17 protein-coding genes are annotated in these 13489 nt (G+C 69.8%); 9 read left to right on the forward strand and 8 right to left on the reverse strand.

Translation table 11 applies throughout. The features are described 5' to 3' along the window. Window positions 1-192: 192 nt before the first annotated feature. The gene (locus CXQ97_RS14455) at window positions 193-1092 is read right to left on the reverse strand and encodes a DUF2382 domain-containing protein (RefSeq protein ID WP_104181571.1); all 900 of its coding nucleotides are present in this window, start codon (window positions 1090-1092) and stop codon (window positions 193-195) included. 420 nt (window positions 1093-1512) lie between these two features. Between CXQ97_RS14455 and CXQ97_RS14460 the strand changes: the two genes are divergently transcribed. Both CXQ97_RS14460 and CXQ97_RS19545 read left to right on the forward strand, forming a co-directional pair. After that, complete coding sequence (locus CXQ97_RS14460; protein ID WP_104181572.1) at window positions 1513-1851, forward strand: hypothetical protein; 339 nt, start codon at window positions 1513-1515, stop codon at window positions 1849-1851. Then, window positions 1838-2038 (forward strand): hypothetical protein, encoded by a 201-nt coding sequence (locus CXQ97_RS19545; protein WP_146069654.1) that lies wholly within the window; start codon window positions 1838-1840, stop codon window positions 2036-2038. The genes CXQ97_RS14460 and CXQ97_RS19545 overlap by 14 nt, the downstream gene beginning before the upstream one ends. Before the next feature lie 113 nt (window positions 2039-2151). On the opposite strand, the gene CXQ97_RS14465 is transcribed toward CXQ97_RS19545, so the two are convergent. Genes CXQ97_RS14465 through CXQ97_RS14475 form a run of 3 tightly spaced genes read right to left on the reverse strand, consistent with a single transcriptional unit; the run spans window position 2152 to window position 4123 of the window. Further along, window positions 2152-2835, reverse strand: coding sequence for a DUF3618 domain-containing protein (locus tag CXQ97_RS14465; RefSeq protein ID WP_104181573.1), 684 nt, complete (start codon window positions 2833-2835; stop codon window positions 2152-2154). Next, window positions 2832-3284, reverse strand: coding sequence for a phage holin family protein (locus tag CXQ97_RS14470; RefSeq protein WP_104181574.1), 453 nt, complete (start codon window positions 3282-3284; stop codon window positions 2832-2834). Before CXQ97_RS14470 ends, CXQ97_RS14465 begins: the two co-directional genes overlap by 4 nt. Next, entirely contained in the window at window positions 3284-4123 is an 840-nt protein-coding gene (locus CXQ97_RS14475; RefSeq protein ID WP_104181575.1) for a hypothetical protein, read from the reverse strand. Before CXQ97_RS14475 ends, CXQ97_RS14470 begins: the two co-directional genes overlap by 1 nt. A 281-nt stretch (window positions 4124-4404) precedes the next feature. Between CXQ97_RS14475 and CXQ97_RS14480 the strand changes: the two genes are divergently transcribed. From CXQ97_RS14480 to CXQ97_RS14505, 6 genes are all read left to right on the forward strand, one after another. Beyond that, window positions 4405-5286: a manganese catalase family protein gene (locus tag CXQ97_RS14480; protein ID WP_104181576.1), complete on the forward strand. Its 882-nt coding sequence runs from the start codon at window positions 4405-4407 to the stop codon at window positions 5284-5286. 24 nt (window positions 5287-5310) lie between these two features. Then, a complete protein-coding gene (locus tag CXQ97_RS14485) occupies window positions 5311-5772 on the forward strand; it encodes a DUF4383 domain-containing protein (protein WP_104181577.1) in 462 nt (153 codons plus the stop codon). A gap of 200 nt (window positions 5773-5972) precedes the next feature. Continuing rightward, window positions 5973-7007, forward strand: coding sequence for an iron-containing redox enzyme family protein (locus CXQ97_RS14490; RefSeq protein WP_104181578.1), 1035 nt, complete (start codon window positions 5973-5975; stop codon window positions 7005-7007). Beyond that, entirely contained in the window at window positions 7004-7273 is a 270-nt protein-coding gene (locus tag CXQ97_RS14495; RefSeq protein WP_306740038.1) for a CDGSH iron-sulfur domain-containing protein, read from the forward strand. The genes CXQ97_RS14490 and CXQ97_RS14495 overlap by 4 nt, the downstream gene beginning before the upstream one ends. A 57-nt stretch (window positions 7274-7330) precedes the next feature. Further along, window positions 7331-8086: a LamB/YcsF family protein gene (locus CXQ97_RS14500; RefSeq protein WP_104181579.1), complete on the forward strand. Its 756-nt coding sequence runs from the start codon at window positions 7331-7333 to the stop codon at window positions 8084-8086. Continuing rightward, on the forward strand, window positions 8073-9710 hold the full coding sequence (locus CXQ97_RS14505; protein ID WP_258062611.1) for an urea amidolyase family protein: 1638 nt from the start codon (window positions 8073-8075) through the stop codon (window positions 9708-9710). The genes CXQ97_RS14500 and CXQ97_RS14505 overlap by 14 nt, the downstream gene beginning before the upstream one ends. Here the strand turns inward: CXQ97_RS14505 and CXQ97_RS19905 are convergent. Then, on the reverse strand, window positions 9707-9880 hold the full coding sequence (locus CXQ97_RS19905; RefSeq protein ID WP_181035083.1) for a hypothetical protein: 174 nt from the start codon (window positions 9878-9880) through the stop codon (window positions 9707-9709). The two genes, CXQ97_RS14505 and CXQ97_RS19905, sit on opposite strands and share 4 nt — an antisense overlap. A gap of 157 nt (window positions 9881-10037) precedes the next feature. On the opposite strand from CXQ97_RS19905, the gene CXQ97_RS14510 reads away from it, so the two are divergent. Next, on the forward strand, window positions 10038-10412 hold the full coding sequence (locus CXQ97_RS14510; protein ID WP_104181580.1) for a GNAT family N-acetyltransferase: 375 nt from the start codon (window positions 10038-10040) through the stop codon (window positions 10410-10412). 89 nt (window positions 10413-10501) lie between these two features. On the opposite strand, the gene CXQ97_RS14515 is transcribed toward CXQ97_RS14510, so the two are convergent. The 3 genes from CXQ97_RS14515 to CXQ97_RS14525 form a co-directional block, all read right to left on the reverse strand. Further along, a complete protein-coding gene (locus CXQ97_RS14515; protein WP_104181581.1) occupies window positions 10502-11788 on the reverse strand; it encodes an ammonium transporter in 1287 nt (428 codons plus the stop codon). Between the two features lie 172 nt (window positions 11789-11960). Continuing rightward, window positions 11961-12257: a MoaD/ThiS family protein gene (locus tag CXQ97_RS14520; RefSeq protein ID WP_258062614.1), complete on the reverse strand. Its 297-nt coding sequence runs from the start codon at window positions 12255-12257 to the stop codon at window positions 11961-11963. A 10-nt stretch (window positions 12258-12267) separates the two neighbouring features. Then, window positions 12268-13362 (reverse strand): glycosyl hydrolase, encoded by a 1095-nt coding sequence (locus CXQ97_RS14525; protein WP_104181583.1) that lies wholly within the window; start codon window positions 13360-13362, stop codon window positions 12268-12270. Between the last annotated feature and the right edge of the window lie 127 nt (window positions 13363-13489).

A 13489-nucleotide genomic window follows, 5' to 3' on the forward strand; every position in this document is an offset into this window, starting at 1 on the left:
CGGTGAATTCCTTGTGTACCTACTACTTACTGTAGACAACTCTACCCGAAATAGACAGCATGCTTATTATCGCGAGGTGAGCTGTCCCGGGCCTTCCGGATGCCTGCCGGCGGACCTGCCCGACGGCAACGGACCGGAAACCGAGGAGGGCCCGGAGCGCAGCTCCGGGCCCTCCTCGCATACCAGTGCTAGTTAGAGGTTCTTGCCGTGACGCGTGTCATCCGCGCCCTCGATCTCGATCTCTTCCTTGCGGACATCGGAGCTGACCGTCTCGTTCTCGGTCACCGTCTCCTTGTCGAGGCGTACACGCTCGACCGGGACGGCTTCCTTCTCGACGACGGGACGCTCGGCGTGGAGGACCACTTCGTGCTCCTCCTCGCTGATGGCCGGGCCGTCGAACGCGTCGCCACGGTTGGCGTCGGTGATGGGCTCGCGCTCCACGCGGACTTCCTCGCGGCTGACCGGAACGGTCTGGGTGACGTTCTCGGTGACGACGTACTTGCGCAGGCGTGCACGGCCGGCCTCGCGACGCTCGGTGCCGACGTGGAGCTGCTCCTCGGAGCGGGTCATGGCATCGTCCGTCGTAGGACCTGAGGTGTCGTGGCCCACGGTGGCGCGACCCGTGCTGGCGTCGGTGTCCGAGTAGGTGCTCGACGTGTCGGACACGTCGGCGTGGCGGCCCGAGGTGGTGTCGATGTCGACGTCGCGATCCCCGCGGCCGACGGTGCCGGTGGTCGTGCCGGTCGTGGTGGTGTCGGTGTAGCCGCTCGTGCCGCCGCCGATCTCGTAGTGGCGGTAGAGGCGGTCCTCTTCCTCCGGGCTCAGGTTGCCGTCGGATTCGACCCGGGGCGCATCCTTCACCTGGTGCTTCGAGTAGGGCACGCGGACGTCATGGCCTGCGACGTCTGCGCCCTGCAGGGGGATGAAGGACTCCGAAGTACCGAAGAGGCCCGTCTTGGCGGTGACCCAGCTGGGCTCGCCGGTCTGGTCGTCCAGGTAGACCTGGCCGATCGATCCGATCTTCTCGCCGTCGGAACCGAGGACGTGGCCGCCATTGCCGAGCAGGGTATCGATGTGTTCCTGAGTAATCATTTCCTTCTCCTTCTGAGTAATCTCACTGCGAGGGGTGTGGAATTCTCGGCTGTAGGTCCTGCAGGGGTCGGAGCCCCTGTGAACCACCGGCCTCTAGAGTAAGCATACTTAGTAGTTAATTGGAAGCAGGCTTAGCGTCCGGGCGCCCCTCCGGCACCGGATCCGGGCTGTCCAGGGGTACCGGAGATCGCGATCCCGCGGGTTCTGAGCCGGCGCGTGCTTCCGTATGATGACGAACAGGTCCAGCTACCGGCCGAACATCCCCGAATCAAGCCCATGCATGCGATCCATGCGCATCCACCCCGTACGACGACCTGCGCCGACCCTGGGCAATGCCACTCGGACAGGTGCGTGCGGCAGGTACGAAAGCCTCTCCTGGACCGCCGGCAGGCCGCTTCGCAGATCCCCGGAAAGGCCACCATGCCAACAGCACGGCCCCCACATATCCATCACGTCCTGATCGCCGCCGCCGATCTCGAAGATGCCGCGTTCCAGCGCGACCGGCTCGCACTGGCCTGCGGCGAGGCGATCCGGGACGCGCTCGAGGGAGGTTTCTCGCACCTGCAGATCGCGCGGGCGGCCGACATGACGGAGGCCGAGGTCCGCCGCCATGCGGAGGCCCCACCGGTCGGACCGGACGTCCTCGGGGACGTCGCTGCCCTCGCGCCGTGCTCCGCGGGCGTGACGGAGCCGCAGGAGGACGGCACCTCGAGCGGACCGTCTCACAGCGCGCTGCGTGAAGACGATGCCGTCCTCTGATGGTGCCTCCGGCATGGCCGGAGGACGCGGGACGGCGCTGCTGGTCATCGACATGCAGAACGCATTCTTCGAGGACGACAAGCTGGCCGGCGTCCGGCGCTCGCTCATCGACGCCTGCAACGGCCTGTCCGTCGAGTACCGGCAGGCCGTCGTCGCGCAGGCGGTGGCCGAAGCACTCCTCGCCTGACCGGTCGGGCGGCGTGGGCAGGACCGGCCCGCGGAGGGCCCCCTCCGCCGTGTGGGCCGGGGAACGACGGAAGGCCACCGGGAACCGGTGGCCTTCCGTTCATTGCACGGGGATCAGCTGTGCTGGACGTTCGACTTCGCGTCCTGCGCGCTGCCCTTCACGTCGCTGGCGGCGTGCTGGCCCTCGTCCTTCACGGTCTGCACGGAGTCCGCGGCCGTCTCCTTGACGGACTGCACGGCCTCCTGCACGGGCTCCTTGACGTCCTCGACGACCTGCTTGGCCGCTTCGGTCACCTTGTCCTTCAGGGGAGCGACCTGCTCCTTGAGCTGCGATGCTGCCTGCTGCTCTTTCTCGCTGGCCGGGATGACGCTGGCGACGAGCAGGCCGAGGCCGAACGCGATGAGGCCCGCGGCCAGCGGGTTGCCCGCAGCCTTGTTGCTCAGCTGGCGGGGCGCCCCCTGGACGACCTGGCCTGCATGGTGCGCCTTGTCCTTGGCCGAGCCGGTGGCGGACTGGGCGCTGCCCACACCGCTTCCTGCCCTGTCCTTGACGGAACCGGCCTTGTCGGCGACGGTTCCCTTCACGTCCTCGGCCTTTCCGAGCACTGAATCCTTGACGTCCTCGGCCTTGCCCATGACGGTCTCCTTCACGTTGCTGAAGCTGTGCTTGACCTTCTCGGTCTGGCGATGCGCGATGTTGGCCGGGTTGACCTTGTCCGCGACGGCGTCGACGTCGGTCCCCAGCTCCTGGCGGGTGCGCTCGATGTCTGCGCGGATCTCATCTGGCGTCTGGCTCATCGTGTCTGCTCACCTGGTTTCAGTGTCGGCGGGATCTCTTTGACGGTCTCCGCTGTCAGCGGGAGACCCTTGACCTTCTTCATTTCCTTCTTGCCCCGGGAGGCCAGTACCGCGGCGATGATGCCCCAGAGGACGGCCACGATGACGGCGGCCCATCCCAGCGGCATGAGGGCACCGAGACCCCACATGAGCGCGAGGGACAGGAAGAGGAGTACGAAGTGGCCGCCGACGGCGGCGCCGGCGAACATGCCCGCGCCCTTTCCGGCGTCCTTCGCCGACTCGGTCGCCTCGGCCTTCGCCAGGGCCACCTCCTGGCGCATGAGCTTGGAGAGGTCCTTCGTCACCTCCCCGAGGAGCTCGCCCACCGAGGCGTTGGCGGAGCGTTGCTCGGCCTCCGTCGGCAGGGGTGCGGCGGCCTGGTGGGCGCCGCCCGTGTATGCCTCAGTCATCAGCGAAGGCTCCCGTCATTCGGGAGGGTGCCCACGGGAGGGGTTCCCGGCGGGATGGTGGGGTAGTCGTCCGTCGGATCGACGAAGGCAGGGCTGGACTGGGCGACGTGCTGTCCACGCGTGGACTCGCCGAAGCCGGCGGAGGCGGGGGTGCCGCTGTAGGCGTCGGAACCGACCTCGGTGTACCCGGCGTAGGTGCCCGTCGGCGTGCCTGTCGAGGTGCGGCCCTGACCGCCCGAGGTGTTACCGGACGAAGGGTTGCCCGTCAGGCCGCGGGTGAGGCGGCCGACGACGAGGCCGGACCCGGCGGCGATGGCGAGGAAGGTGCCGGGCTTGCGGCGGGCGAAGGCCTTGACGTCCTCGAGGATGTCGGAGGCATCGCGGCCCTCGAGCCAACCGGCAGCCGAGCCGGTGCGCTGGGAGGCCTGCTGCACGAGGTTGGAGACCATGTGGTTGTCGGACTTCTCGGCCATCGACTTGAGCTCGTCCGAGATGCTCCGGATGCCCTCGGTGATCTTCTGCTGCTGCGAGCCCGCCTGGTTCTTGACCTCGGAGGTCACGGTGCCGAGCAGGTTCTTGGCCTGCGTCCCGGCCTCGGCGGCCACGGTCTTCGCCTCCGTAGCGGCGGTTCCGGCGACGTTCTTCGCCGCTTCCTTGCCGTCCTGCCCGACCTGCTTGGCCTGATCCTTGGCGACGGACTTCTTGGAGTCGCCCGAACCGGAGGTGCCGCCGGTGGTTCCCGTGGTGCCGAGCTCGGTGGCTCCGAGGTTCGATGTGGACGACTCGTTGCCGGTCGTGGAGGGAACCAGGGGATCCTTCGGCCAATTCTGCGTAGTCATGGTCTTCCTAACGTTGATATTGCCGTTAAAGCGGACGGTCCATCGTGTTCTCGATGCGATGGTCCGGCATCTCGTGCTGGACTTATCACTGAAGCTAAGCATGCTTACCTTCATTGATGCAAGCTCTTTCGCAAGATTCCGCAACTTCTAAATAAGTAGACTTAGTATCTTCCGAAAATCCTAGGCGGGCTTCTACCGTCGAAGCAAGAGGACCGCACGCGGCCGCTTCCGGAAGAAGCGGGGCCTCACCCGGGCGGACCCGATGTGGGGAGGAACCACCCGTGTTTTTTCACAAGCAGGAGCTTCAGTACAAGGCGACCCCCGACAGGCCCGACGCGATCTACGCGCGGAAGCTGCAGGAGGTCCTCGGGGGCCAGTACGGCGAGATCACGGTTGCGCTGCAGTACAGCTTCCAGGCCTGGAACGCCCATATCCCGGGCAAGTACCGTGACCTGCTGTTCGGGATCGGCGCCGAGGAGATGGGCCACGTCGAGATGCTCGCCATCATGATCGCCCGGCTGCTGGAGAAGGCGCCGCTGGGCATCACGGAGGACTCCCTCCAGGCCGACCCGGCCGTCGCGGCCGTCATCGGCGGCACCGACATGCAGCAGGCCATCGTCGCCGGTGCCGGTGCGCGCGCCGTGGACAGCAACGGCAACCCCTGGCAGGGCAGCTACCTGACCGCCAGCGGTAACCTCCTGGCGGATTTCACCGCCAATGCCAACGCCGAGATGCAGGGCCGCCTGCAGGTCGCCCGGCTCTACCACATGACCGATGACCACGGGGTGAGGGACATGCTGTCCTTCCTCCTGGCCCGGGACACCATGCACCAGAACCAGTGGACCGCGGCGGCGCGTGAGCTGCAGGAGTCGACGATGGAGGAGATGCCGGTGCCGAGCAACTTCCCGATCAAGAAGGAACTCCGCGCGGTCTCCTACCAGTACCTCAACTTCTCGGACGGCAAGGCGGCATCCGAGGGCAGCTGGGCATCCGGTCCCACGCCGGACGGCAAGGGCGAATTCACCTACCACGAGGGGCCCACGACGTCCGCGCCGATGGGCCCGCCCACGCATCCGGATTCCCGGTTCTACGGGACCACGGAGATCCCCAACACCGTCGAGAAGCTCGCCGGTACCGTGCAGGACAAACTGAACCGCGAATAGCGGCCCGGAAAGAAGGAGAGTCTGATGGCAGATACGGACGATCGGACGGCGGATGGCCGCCGGACGACCCTGCAGCGCGCCGCGCAGGCGGTGGGCGTCGTGTTCCTGCTCGTCGGGATCCTGGGGTTCATCCCCGGGATCACCTCGGACTACGACACGATGAAGTTCGCCGGACACGAGTCGGAGGCGAAGCTCCTGGGTATCTTCCAGGTCTCGATCCTGCACAATATCGTCCACCTGCTGTTCGGCATCGCCGGCCTCGCGATGGCGAAGACCGTGTCGGGGTCGCGCACATACCTCCTGGGCGGAGGCGTCATCTACCTCGTCCTGTGGATCTACGGCCTCGTCATCGGCCAGGACTCGGCTGCCAACGTCGTCCCGGTGAACAGCGCCGACAACTGGCTGCACCTCGTCCTCGGCGTCGGCATGATCGGGCTCGCCCTGGCACTGAGCCGCGGCGCCCGCGACAGGGCCGGACGCGCCTAGGCGCGGCACGCTCCCGGACGCTGGATCCCGTCCCGGACCCCCATTCCGGGAGCATCGCCGACGATGCCGGACCGCAGGCCCCCCGGGTACGAGCGGGCCGGCGTCGTCGTGCCGTCCCGGTCCGCGTCATGTCGGAGAAGGGAAGTACGCTTGGTTTCGATGCCCGGCCCAGCGGGTCGAACCGACAGAAGAGGTCCCTGATGAAGCAACCCTCACCGCGCGGCGACGCCAGCGCACTGCTCCTGGCCGTGATCGGCGAGACCGTCGCGTCGCAGGAGGAATCCCTCTCCCGGCTCGATGCCGTCGTCGAGGCATCGCTGGCCCGCACGCCGGACATCCTGCACGACGAGGACCTCCAGCTCACCCTGTTCTGCCTGTACGAGCTGCACTACAGCGGAATCGACGAGGCGGGCGACGACTGGGAGTGGAATCCCCACCTGCTGGGTGTGCGGCAGCGCATCGAGGCGGCCTTCGAGGCCGGGGTTCGCGCCGCAACGGTCGTCGGGACGCTGCCGGCCGCCACCAGCGAGGCGGTCTGCGCCGAGTTGTTCCGCCTGACCGGTGAGGACTCCGGTCCGAGCATGTCCCGCTTCGTGGCGAAGTCGGCATCGCACGACCAGCTGCGCGAGTTCCTCGTGCACAGATCCGTCTCCCAGCTCAGGGAGGCCGATCCCCATACCTGGGCCATCCCCCGCCTGACGGGGAGGGCGAAGGCGGCGCTGGTGGAGATCCAGGCCGACGAGTACGGCAACGGCCTGCTGCCGCGCATGCATTCGGTCCTCTTCGCCCGCACGATGCGCGAGCTGGGGATGGACGACACCTATGGCGCCTATCTCGACGCTGCGCCGGCCATCACGCTCGCCTCCAACAACCTGATGTCCCTCTTCGGGCTCAACCGCCGGCTGCGCGGTGCGATCGTGGGGCACCTCGCCGCCTACGAGATGACGTCCTCCCAGCCCAACCGGCTGTACTCGCGGGGCTTCACGCGTCACGGGTACGGCGAGGACGCCACCGGATACTTCGACGAGCACGTCGAGGCCGACGCCGTCCACGAGCAGATCGCCGGCCGCGACATGGCGGGCGGGCTCGTCGAGTCCGATCCGCACCTCCTGGGGGACGTCCTGTTCGGCGCGGCGGCGGCCCTCGCCGTCGGCTCCCTCATGACGGTCCACATCATGGATGCGTGGGAAGAGGATCGCTCGTCCCTGCGCACCGCCGGGGCGATGGCCTCGTGAGTGCCGATGCCCTCGACGGGGTGGGCGGCGGAGCAGCTCCCGTCCCGGCGCACCCGCTGAACTCGGGCGACGCCGCTCCCGTCTCCGTCGTCGCCTGCCCCGACGGCCCGCTGCTGATCCGCGGAGACTTCCAGCTCGTCGGCGCCGACGGCAGCGAACTGCCCCGCACGCGCCGCACCGTGGCCCTGTGCCGCTGCGGAGCGTCGGTCCTGAAACCGTACTGCGACGGCTCGCACAAGCTCATCGGGTTCCGCTCGGACCCCTGAGGACACGACGACGGCGGGCGACACCTTCCCGGGCACTCCGGCGAACCAGGAGACCACATGGCAATCGACCTCAACAGCGACGTAGGGGAGTCCTTCGGCAACTGGACCTTCGGCGACGACGCGGGCATCATCGCCTCGGTCTCGAGCGCGAACGTGGCCTGCGGGTTCCACGCGGGTGATCCGGCGGGCATCCGCGCAACCTGCGCCGCAGCCGCGGCCGCCGGCGTCACGGTCGGCGCGCACCCCGGGTACCGGGACCTTGCGGGATTCGGCCGGCGGTTCATCGACATCGAGCCCGGCGAGCTTACCGACGACGTCGTCTACCAGATCGGCGCACTCCAGGCCCTGGCCCGCGCGGCGGGAACGACCGTGAAGTACGTGAAGCCCCACGGCGCGCTGTACAACACGATCGCGGTCCACGAGCGCCAGGCCCGCGCCGTCGTCCGGGCGGTCCACGAGGTCGACGGCACACTGCCGCTGCTGGTGCTGCCCGGCACCGTGATCGAGGCCGAGGCGCGCGCCACAGGGCTCCGGACCGTGGTGGAGGCCTTCGCCGACCGCGCCTACCAGCCCGACGGCGCCCTCGTGCCGCGGCGGGAGCCCGGCGCCGTCCTGCACGCGGAGTCCGACGTCGTCGAGCACGTCCTGCGCATCGCGACGGCCGGAGAGGTGGTGGCGGTCGACGGGTCCCGCATCCGCATCGCCGCCGAGAGCATCTGCGTGCACGGCGACACCCCGGGGGCTGTCGGAATGGCTGCGGCGGTGCGCCGGGCCCTGGCGTCCGCCGGCGTGGACGTCGGTGCCTTCGCCTGACGCCGCCGCTCCGGGCGGCAGGCACGCCCCGGGTGGCATCCCGCTGCGGCCGGTCGGCGATCGTGCCCTGCTCGTCGAGCTGCCCGGCCTGCCGGAAGTGCTCAGCCTGCAGGCACAGCTGCGGGAGCACCCGGTCGACGGGCAGGTGGACGTGGTGCCGGCCGCGACGACGGTCCTCGTCACGGTCGAGGACGCCCGCCGGCTCCCCGCCCTCGCTGCCCGGCTCCGCACGATCGACCTGTCCGAGCCCGCCGGGCAGGACGACACGCTCATCACCATCGAGGTGCAGTACGACGGCGCCGACCTGGCCGAGGTCGCGGAGCGGACGGGGATGAGTGGGGACGCCGTGGTCGCGGCCCACACGGGCACGCCCTGGGTCGCCGCCTTCGGGGGCTTCGCGCCGGGCTTCACCTACCTGACGGGTGGCGATCCGCGCCTCGCTGTCCCCCGGCGCGACTCCCCCCGCACGGCCGTCCCGGCCGGGTCCGTGGCACTTGCGGGGCCGTTCTCGGCGGTCTACCCGCGGCAGTCACCCGGAGGCTGGCAGCTGATCGGGCGGACCGACGCGGTCCTGTGGGACATCCGCCGGAGCGGGCCCGCGCTGATCGGTCCCGGCAACAGGGTCCGCTTCACCGCGGTGCGCGAGCTCGTCGACATCCCACCACGCACGCTCCCCGGTCCGCCTGCCGCTCCCGCTCCCGTGACAGTTCCCGTGCCCGCTCCCCTGCTCCCTGGAAGGGGTGTGACGCCGACGCCCCCGGGGCTGACCGTCGTCCGGCCCGGCCTCTACAGCACGCTGCAGGACCTGGGCCGGCCCGGCCTCATGGCCCTGGGCGTCGCGGGGGCGGGTGCGCTGGACCGCGCAGCCCTGCGGCAGGCCAACAGGCTGGTGGGCAACGCACCCGGATGCGCCGTGATCGAGAGCCTCAACGGCGGTCTGGTGCTCGCCGCGGAGGAGGACCAGGTGCTGGCGGTCACCGGCGCCGACGTCGGGCTGACCGTCTCCCCACCCGACGGCGGGGAGCGCGGGCCCGCCCTCTGCGCTCCGTTCCTCCTGCGGGCCGGTGAGGTGCTGCGGCAGTCGCCCCCGGTGTCGGGGCTGCGCACCTACACGGCCGTGCGCGGCGGGTTCGAGGCCGGGGAGGTGCTGGGCAGCCGGTCCACCGATTCGATGTCGGGGCTCGGGCCGCCCGCCCTCACGGCCGGCACGCATCTGGCAGTGGGCCGGCCGGCGCGGGGATCGACGGTCGGGAACCCCGAGGAGCCGAGGCCGACCGCGGGGCCCGAGGTGCTGCGCGTCATCCCCGGTCCGCGCGACGACTGGTTCGACGACGGACCGGCCCGCCTGTACGGGACGGACTGGACGGTGACGGCCCGGTCCAACAGGATCGGCCTCCGCCTCGACGGGCCGGCCCTCGTCCGGGCCCGGGACGGTGAGCTTCCGAGCGAAGGTACGGTGCGCGGCGCGCTGCAGGTCCCGCCGTCGGGCCTGCCGGTGCTGTTCCTCGCCGATCATCCGGTCACGGGTGGGTACCCGGTGATCGCCGTCGTGGTAGCCGCGGACCTCGACAGGGCAGCGCAGCTCGCACCGGGATCCACGGTGCGGTTCCGCGTCGGACCCTAGCGCCCGATCGCCTGGTGCCCGAGCCGGTACAGCAGTACGTCGAAGGCGGCGCGCCGGTACTGTTCACGCGCCCGTGCCGAGGGGAAGGCGTCCAGGATCCGGAGCGCGCGTCGCTCCCGCTCCTCCAGGGCGAGGAGCTCGTTCTCCACGAAGGACGTGCGCGAGGTCACTGCCGGTCCCGTCGATGTCGGTAGTGGGGCTTCTGCGGGCCAGTCTAGAACGCCCTGATCCGGGAGAGCAGTGCACCTGAAGTTTCGCGGGCGGAAATGCTGCCGAAACCGCCGCTGCGTAACGTGGACCAGCAGACCACTTCCATAGGAGGCTGCGATGCAGACGCTGAGGGTCAGATACGTCCCCTGGACCAATCCGGTGGCCGTCGGGCTGCGTGAGGCGCTGCGTGCGGAGACCGACCGCGGCCAGTCGCCCGCACCCCTGCCGGCAGCGGCCGACGACGGAGCCGGTATCGCCGTCTTCCTCATCGCCTACGAGCTGGCCACGGGACAGCCCGTCGGCTGTGGCGGCCTGCGACTCCTCGATGCGACCCGCGCCGACGTCGACTCCGTCTATGTCCTGCCGTACGCCCGTTGGTCCGGCGTCTCACAGGCCATCACGGAGGAGCTGGCGTCCTGGGCACGGGCGCACGGCATCGCCGCGGTGGGTCCGAGTGGCGCCCTCGAGCGGCTGGGCGCCCTGCGGCTCTAGCACGGGACGGGCCGGAGGCCCGCACCCGGACGCAGAAGACCGCCCGACGTCTCCGGACGTCGGGCGGTCCTCTGGGGGAGCGCTGAGGGCTACTTGCGGGGCGCTCCGAGGTCCACGGGGTCCTCGTCGGTCAGGTAGGCGAACTCGGAGTGGGCGGCGATGTCGATACCGCGCAGTTCGTCCTCCTCTTCGATCCGGAGGCCGATGGTCCGCTGGATGACCTGGGCGATCACCCAGGTGACCACGAAGGAGTACGCGAGCACGGCGACCGTCGCGAGCGACTGGATGCCGAGCAGTTCGAACCCGCCGCCGTAGAACAGGCCTGCCACGCCGTTCGGTGCGTCCGGCGTGGCGAAGAAACCGATGAGCAGTGTGCCCAGGATGCCGCCGATCAGGTGGACGCCGACGACGTCGAGCGAATCGTCGAAGCCGAGCCGGAACTTGAGTTCGATCGCCAGCGAGCAGACGGCTCCGGCGATCGCGCCGATGGCCAGGGCGCCCATGGGACTGACGGCCCCGCAGGCCGGGGTGATGGCGACGAGTGCTGAGATGAGGCCGGAGGCCGCACCCATGCTCGTGGCGGCCCCGTTGCGGACCCGCTCCACGAGGGCCCAGGCGAGCAGTCCGGCCGCGGCGGCCACCGCGGTGTTGAGGAACACCACGGACGCGGCCTGCCCTGCGGACAGGGCCGACCCTGCGTTGAAGCCGAACCAGCCCACCCACAGCAGGCCCGCACCGACGAGGACGAGCGGCCGGCTGTGGGGTTTGGCGTGGTCCACCTTGGGCCAGCCGTGGCTGCGACCGAGCACGAGGGAGAGGGCGAGTGCTGCGATGCCGGCGTTCATGTGCACGGCCAGGCCACCGGCGAAGTCGACGGCACCCAGGTTGTTGACGATCCACCCGCCGACCACCGACCCGTCCTCGGAGGTGAAGGCGAAGACCCAGTGGGCGACCGGGAAGTACACCAGGGTGGCCCAGACGCCCGCGAAGATCATCCATGCACCGAACTTCATCCGGCCCGCCGCGGCGCCGGCCACGAGTGCCGTCGTGACGCAGGCGAAGAAGAGCTGGAAGCCCGCGAAGAGGATGGGCGGGATCGAGGCGGCCTGGTCCTCGGCGAGCAGCTGGCCCATGCCGGCGTATTCGGCGACATTCCCGATCAGCCCGAGCCCGCCCACCGAGTTGCCGAAGGCCATCGAGTAGCCGAACATGGCCCACAACACCGCGACGAGGCTTGCACCGCCGAAGCACATCATCATCATGTTGAGGATGCGGCGGGAGCCCACCATTCCTCCGTAGAACAGGGCCAGGGCCGGGATCATCAGACAGACGAGCGCGGAGCTGGCGAGAATCCAGGCGACGTTTCCAGAGTCCATGGGAAGTCCTTTTCCGTGATGGCGCCTGCGCGTGCCGGACGGGACTGAGCCGGGGCTGCACCTGGTGGGGTGCTGGACCGGGTATGGCACGCAGCGCTGAGTCATGGTAGGCAGCGCCACGTTTCGGCATCCGGCGGGCGCCGTTAACTCTGGGTTACGCGGTGTCCCAGCCCTAGCCCCCGGCGACGGACTGGATGATCATGACGGTCGCGCCCGCCGGGACCGGCGTGCCGAGACCGTCCAGCCGACGCACGTCCTCACCGTCCACGTAGATGTTCACGTAGCGCCTCAGCGCACCGGTCTCCTCGCGGATGCGCTGCTCGAGCAGGGGACGCCCCTCACCCAGGCTGTCCAGCAGCGAGGCCACGTCGCCGGGGCCGGGCAGGCTCATGCTGACCTCGCTCAGCCCGCCGAGGTAGGGGCGGAGAAGCGTCGGGATCAGGACGGTCACGGGGCTCGTCGCGGTCACGGGATGCCGTTCAGGCCGGGACGACGGCGGCGCGGACCGAGAGCACGTCCGGCAGGTTCCTCGCCACCTCCCGGAAGGTGCGGCCCTCGTCGGCGCTCGCATAGACGGTGCCGCCGCGTGTCCCGAAGTAGACGCCGGGGATGTCCGCCGTATCGACGCACGCGGCATCGCGGAGCACCGCGTTGTACTCCGCCCGGGGCAGGCCGGCGTCGCCGGCCTGCCAGGTGGAGCCGCCGTCGTCCGTCCGGTGCACCTGCAGGTGGCCCCCGGGCGGGATGCGCTCGCCGTCGGCCTTCAAGGGTATGACCCACGCGGTGCCGGTGCGGCGGGGGTGGGTGAGCATCACGAAGCCGAAGTCCGCCGGCAGCCCCTCGGCGATGGACTGCCACGAGTCCCCGCGGTCGGTGCTCGCGTACACGCCGTGGTGGTTCTGGGCGAAGAGGCGGTCGGGGTCCACGGCGTCACGGGCCACCTTGTGCACGCACTGGCCGAACTCCGGGTTCGGGTCGGGCATGAAGTAGGCGCTGATGCCCTTGTTCCGCGGTTGCCAGGAGGTGCCGCCGTCGTCGGAACGGTACACGCCGCCGGTACTCATCGCGACGTGGAGCGTCTCGTCGGCCGGGCTGGGCAGCACCGTATGGGCGGCGGCCCCGCCGAAGCCGGCGCCCCACTCGCTCCGGTGCGGGTGGTCCCACAGGCCGCGGTTGAGCTCGAAGGTCTCGCCGTGGTCGGTCGATTTCCAGACCGAGATGGGCTGGCAGCCGGCCCAGACGACGCCGGGGCGGTGATCGGCGTCGGGCTGGATCTGCCAGATGCGTTCCAGTGCCACGCCCTCGTCCGCGTCGAAGCGGATGCCGCCTTCCTGCGGCTCGGCCCAGGTCTCGCCGAGGTCGTCCGAGTGGGCGATGCAGGGCCCGAAGTGCCACGACATGCGGCCGGCGAACAGTCGGGTGCGCCCGCCGCGGGTGTCGATCCCGACGCTCGGGATCTCCTCCATCAGGAACTTCGGTTCGGAGAGCGTCCAGGTCTCCCGGTCGGGGCTCGACGCGAGCCAGAGGCCCTTCTTCGTGCCGATGGCGAGGACGATTGTTCCTGATGCTGGCATGGTGGCCCCCGTTGGCGTCGACCCGGTTCCTGACCGGCGGTGTGGTGCGGATCACTCGGGATGATGTCACCGACCACTCGATTTGTACAGGGTCGACTACCCGCTTCTGTCCGTAATCGCCGGGCGG

Source organism: Arthrobacter sp. B0490 (genome assembly GCF_002929355.1).
Classification (GTDB): domain Bacteria; phylum Actinomycetota; class Actinomycetes; order Actinomycetales; family Micrococcaceae; genus Arthrobacter_D.

Excerpts from the sequence above, each read along its gene's own strand:
- CXQ97_RS14455 (WP_104181571.1), bottom strand. The coding sequence starts at position 1,092 with ATGATTACTCAGGAACACATCGATACCCTGCTCGGCAATGGCGGCCAC.
- CXQ97_RS14460 (WP_104181572.1), top strand. The coding sequence starts at position 1,513 with ATGCCAACAGCACGGCCCCCACATATCCATCACGTCCTGATCGCCGCC.
- CXQ97_RS19545 (WP_146069654.1), top strand. The coding sequence starts at position 1,838 with ATGCCGTCCTCTGATGGTGCCTCCGGCATGGCCGGAGGACGCGGGACG.
- CXQ97_RS14465 (WP_104181573.1), bottom strand. The coding sequence starts at position 2,835 with ATGAGCCAGACGCCAGATGAGATCCGCGCAGACATCGAGCGCACCCGC.
- CXQ97_RS14470 (WP_104181574.1), bottom strand. The coding sequence starts at position 3,284 with ATGACTGAGGCATACACGGGCGGCGCCCACCAGGCCGCCGCACCCCTG.
- CXQ97_RS14475 (WP_104181575.1), bottom strand. The coding sequence starts at position 4,123 with ATGACTACGCAGAATTGGCCGAAGGATCCCCTGGTTCCCTCCACGACC.
- CXQ97_RS14485 (WP_104181577.1), top strand. The coding sequence starts at position 5,311 with ATGGCAGATACGGACGATCGGACGGCGGATGGCCGCCGGACGACCCTG.
- CXQ97_RS14490 (WP_104181578.1), top strand. The coding sequence starts at position 5,973 with ATGAAGCAACCCTCACCGCGCGGCGACGCCAGCGCACTGCTCCTGGCC.
- CXQ97_RS14500 (WP_104181579.1), top strand. The coding sequence starts at position 7,331 with ATGGCAATCGACCTCAACAGCGACGTAGGGGAGTCCTTCGGCAACTGG.
- CXQ97_RS14510 (WP_104181580.1), top strand. The coding sequence starts at position 10,038 with ATGCAGACGCTGAGGGTCAGATACGTCCCCTGGACCAATCCGGTGGCC.
- CXQ97_RS14515 (WP_104181581.1), bottom strand. The coding sequence starts at position 11,788 with ATGGACTCTGGAAACGTCGCCTGGATTCTCGCCAGCTCCGCGCTCGTC.
- CXQ97_RS14525 (WP_104181583.1), bottom strand. The coding sequence starts at position 13,362 with ATGCCAGCATCAGGAACAATCGTCCTCGCCATCGGCACGAAGAAGGGC.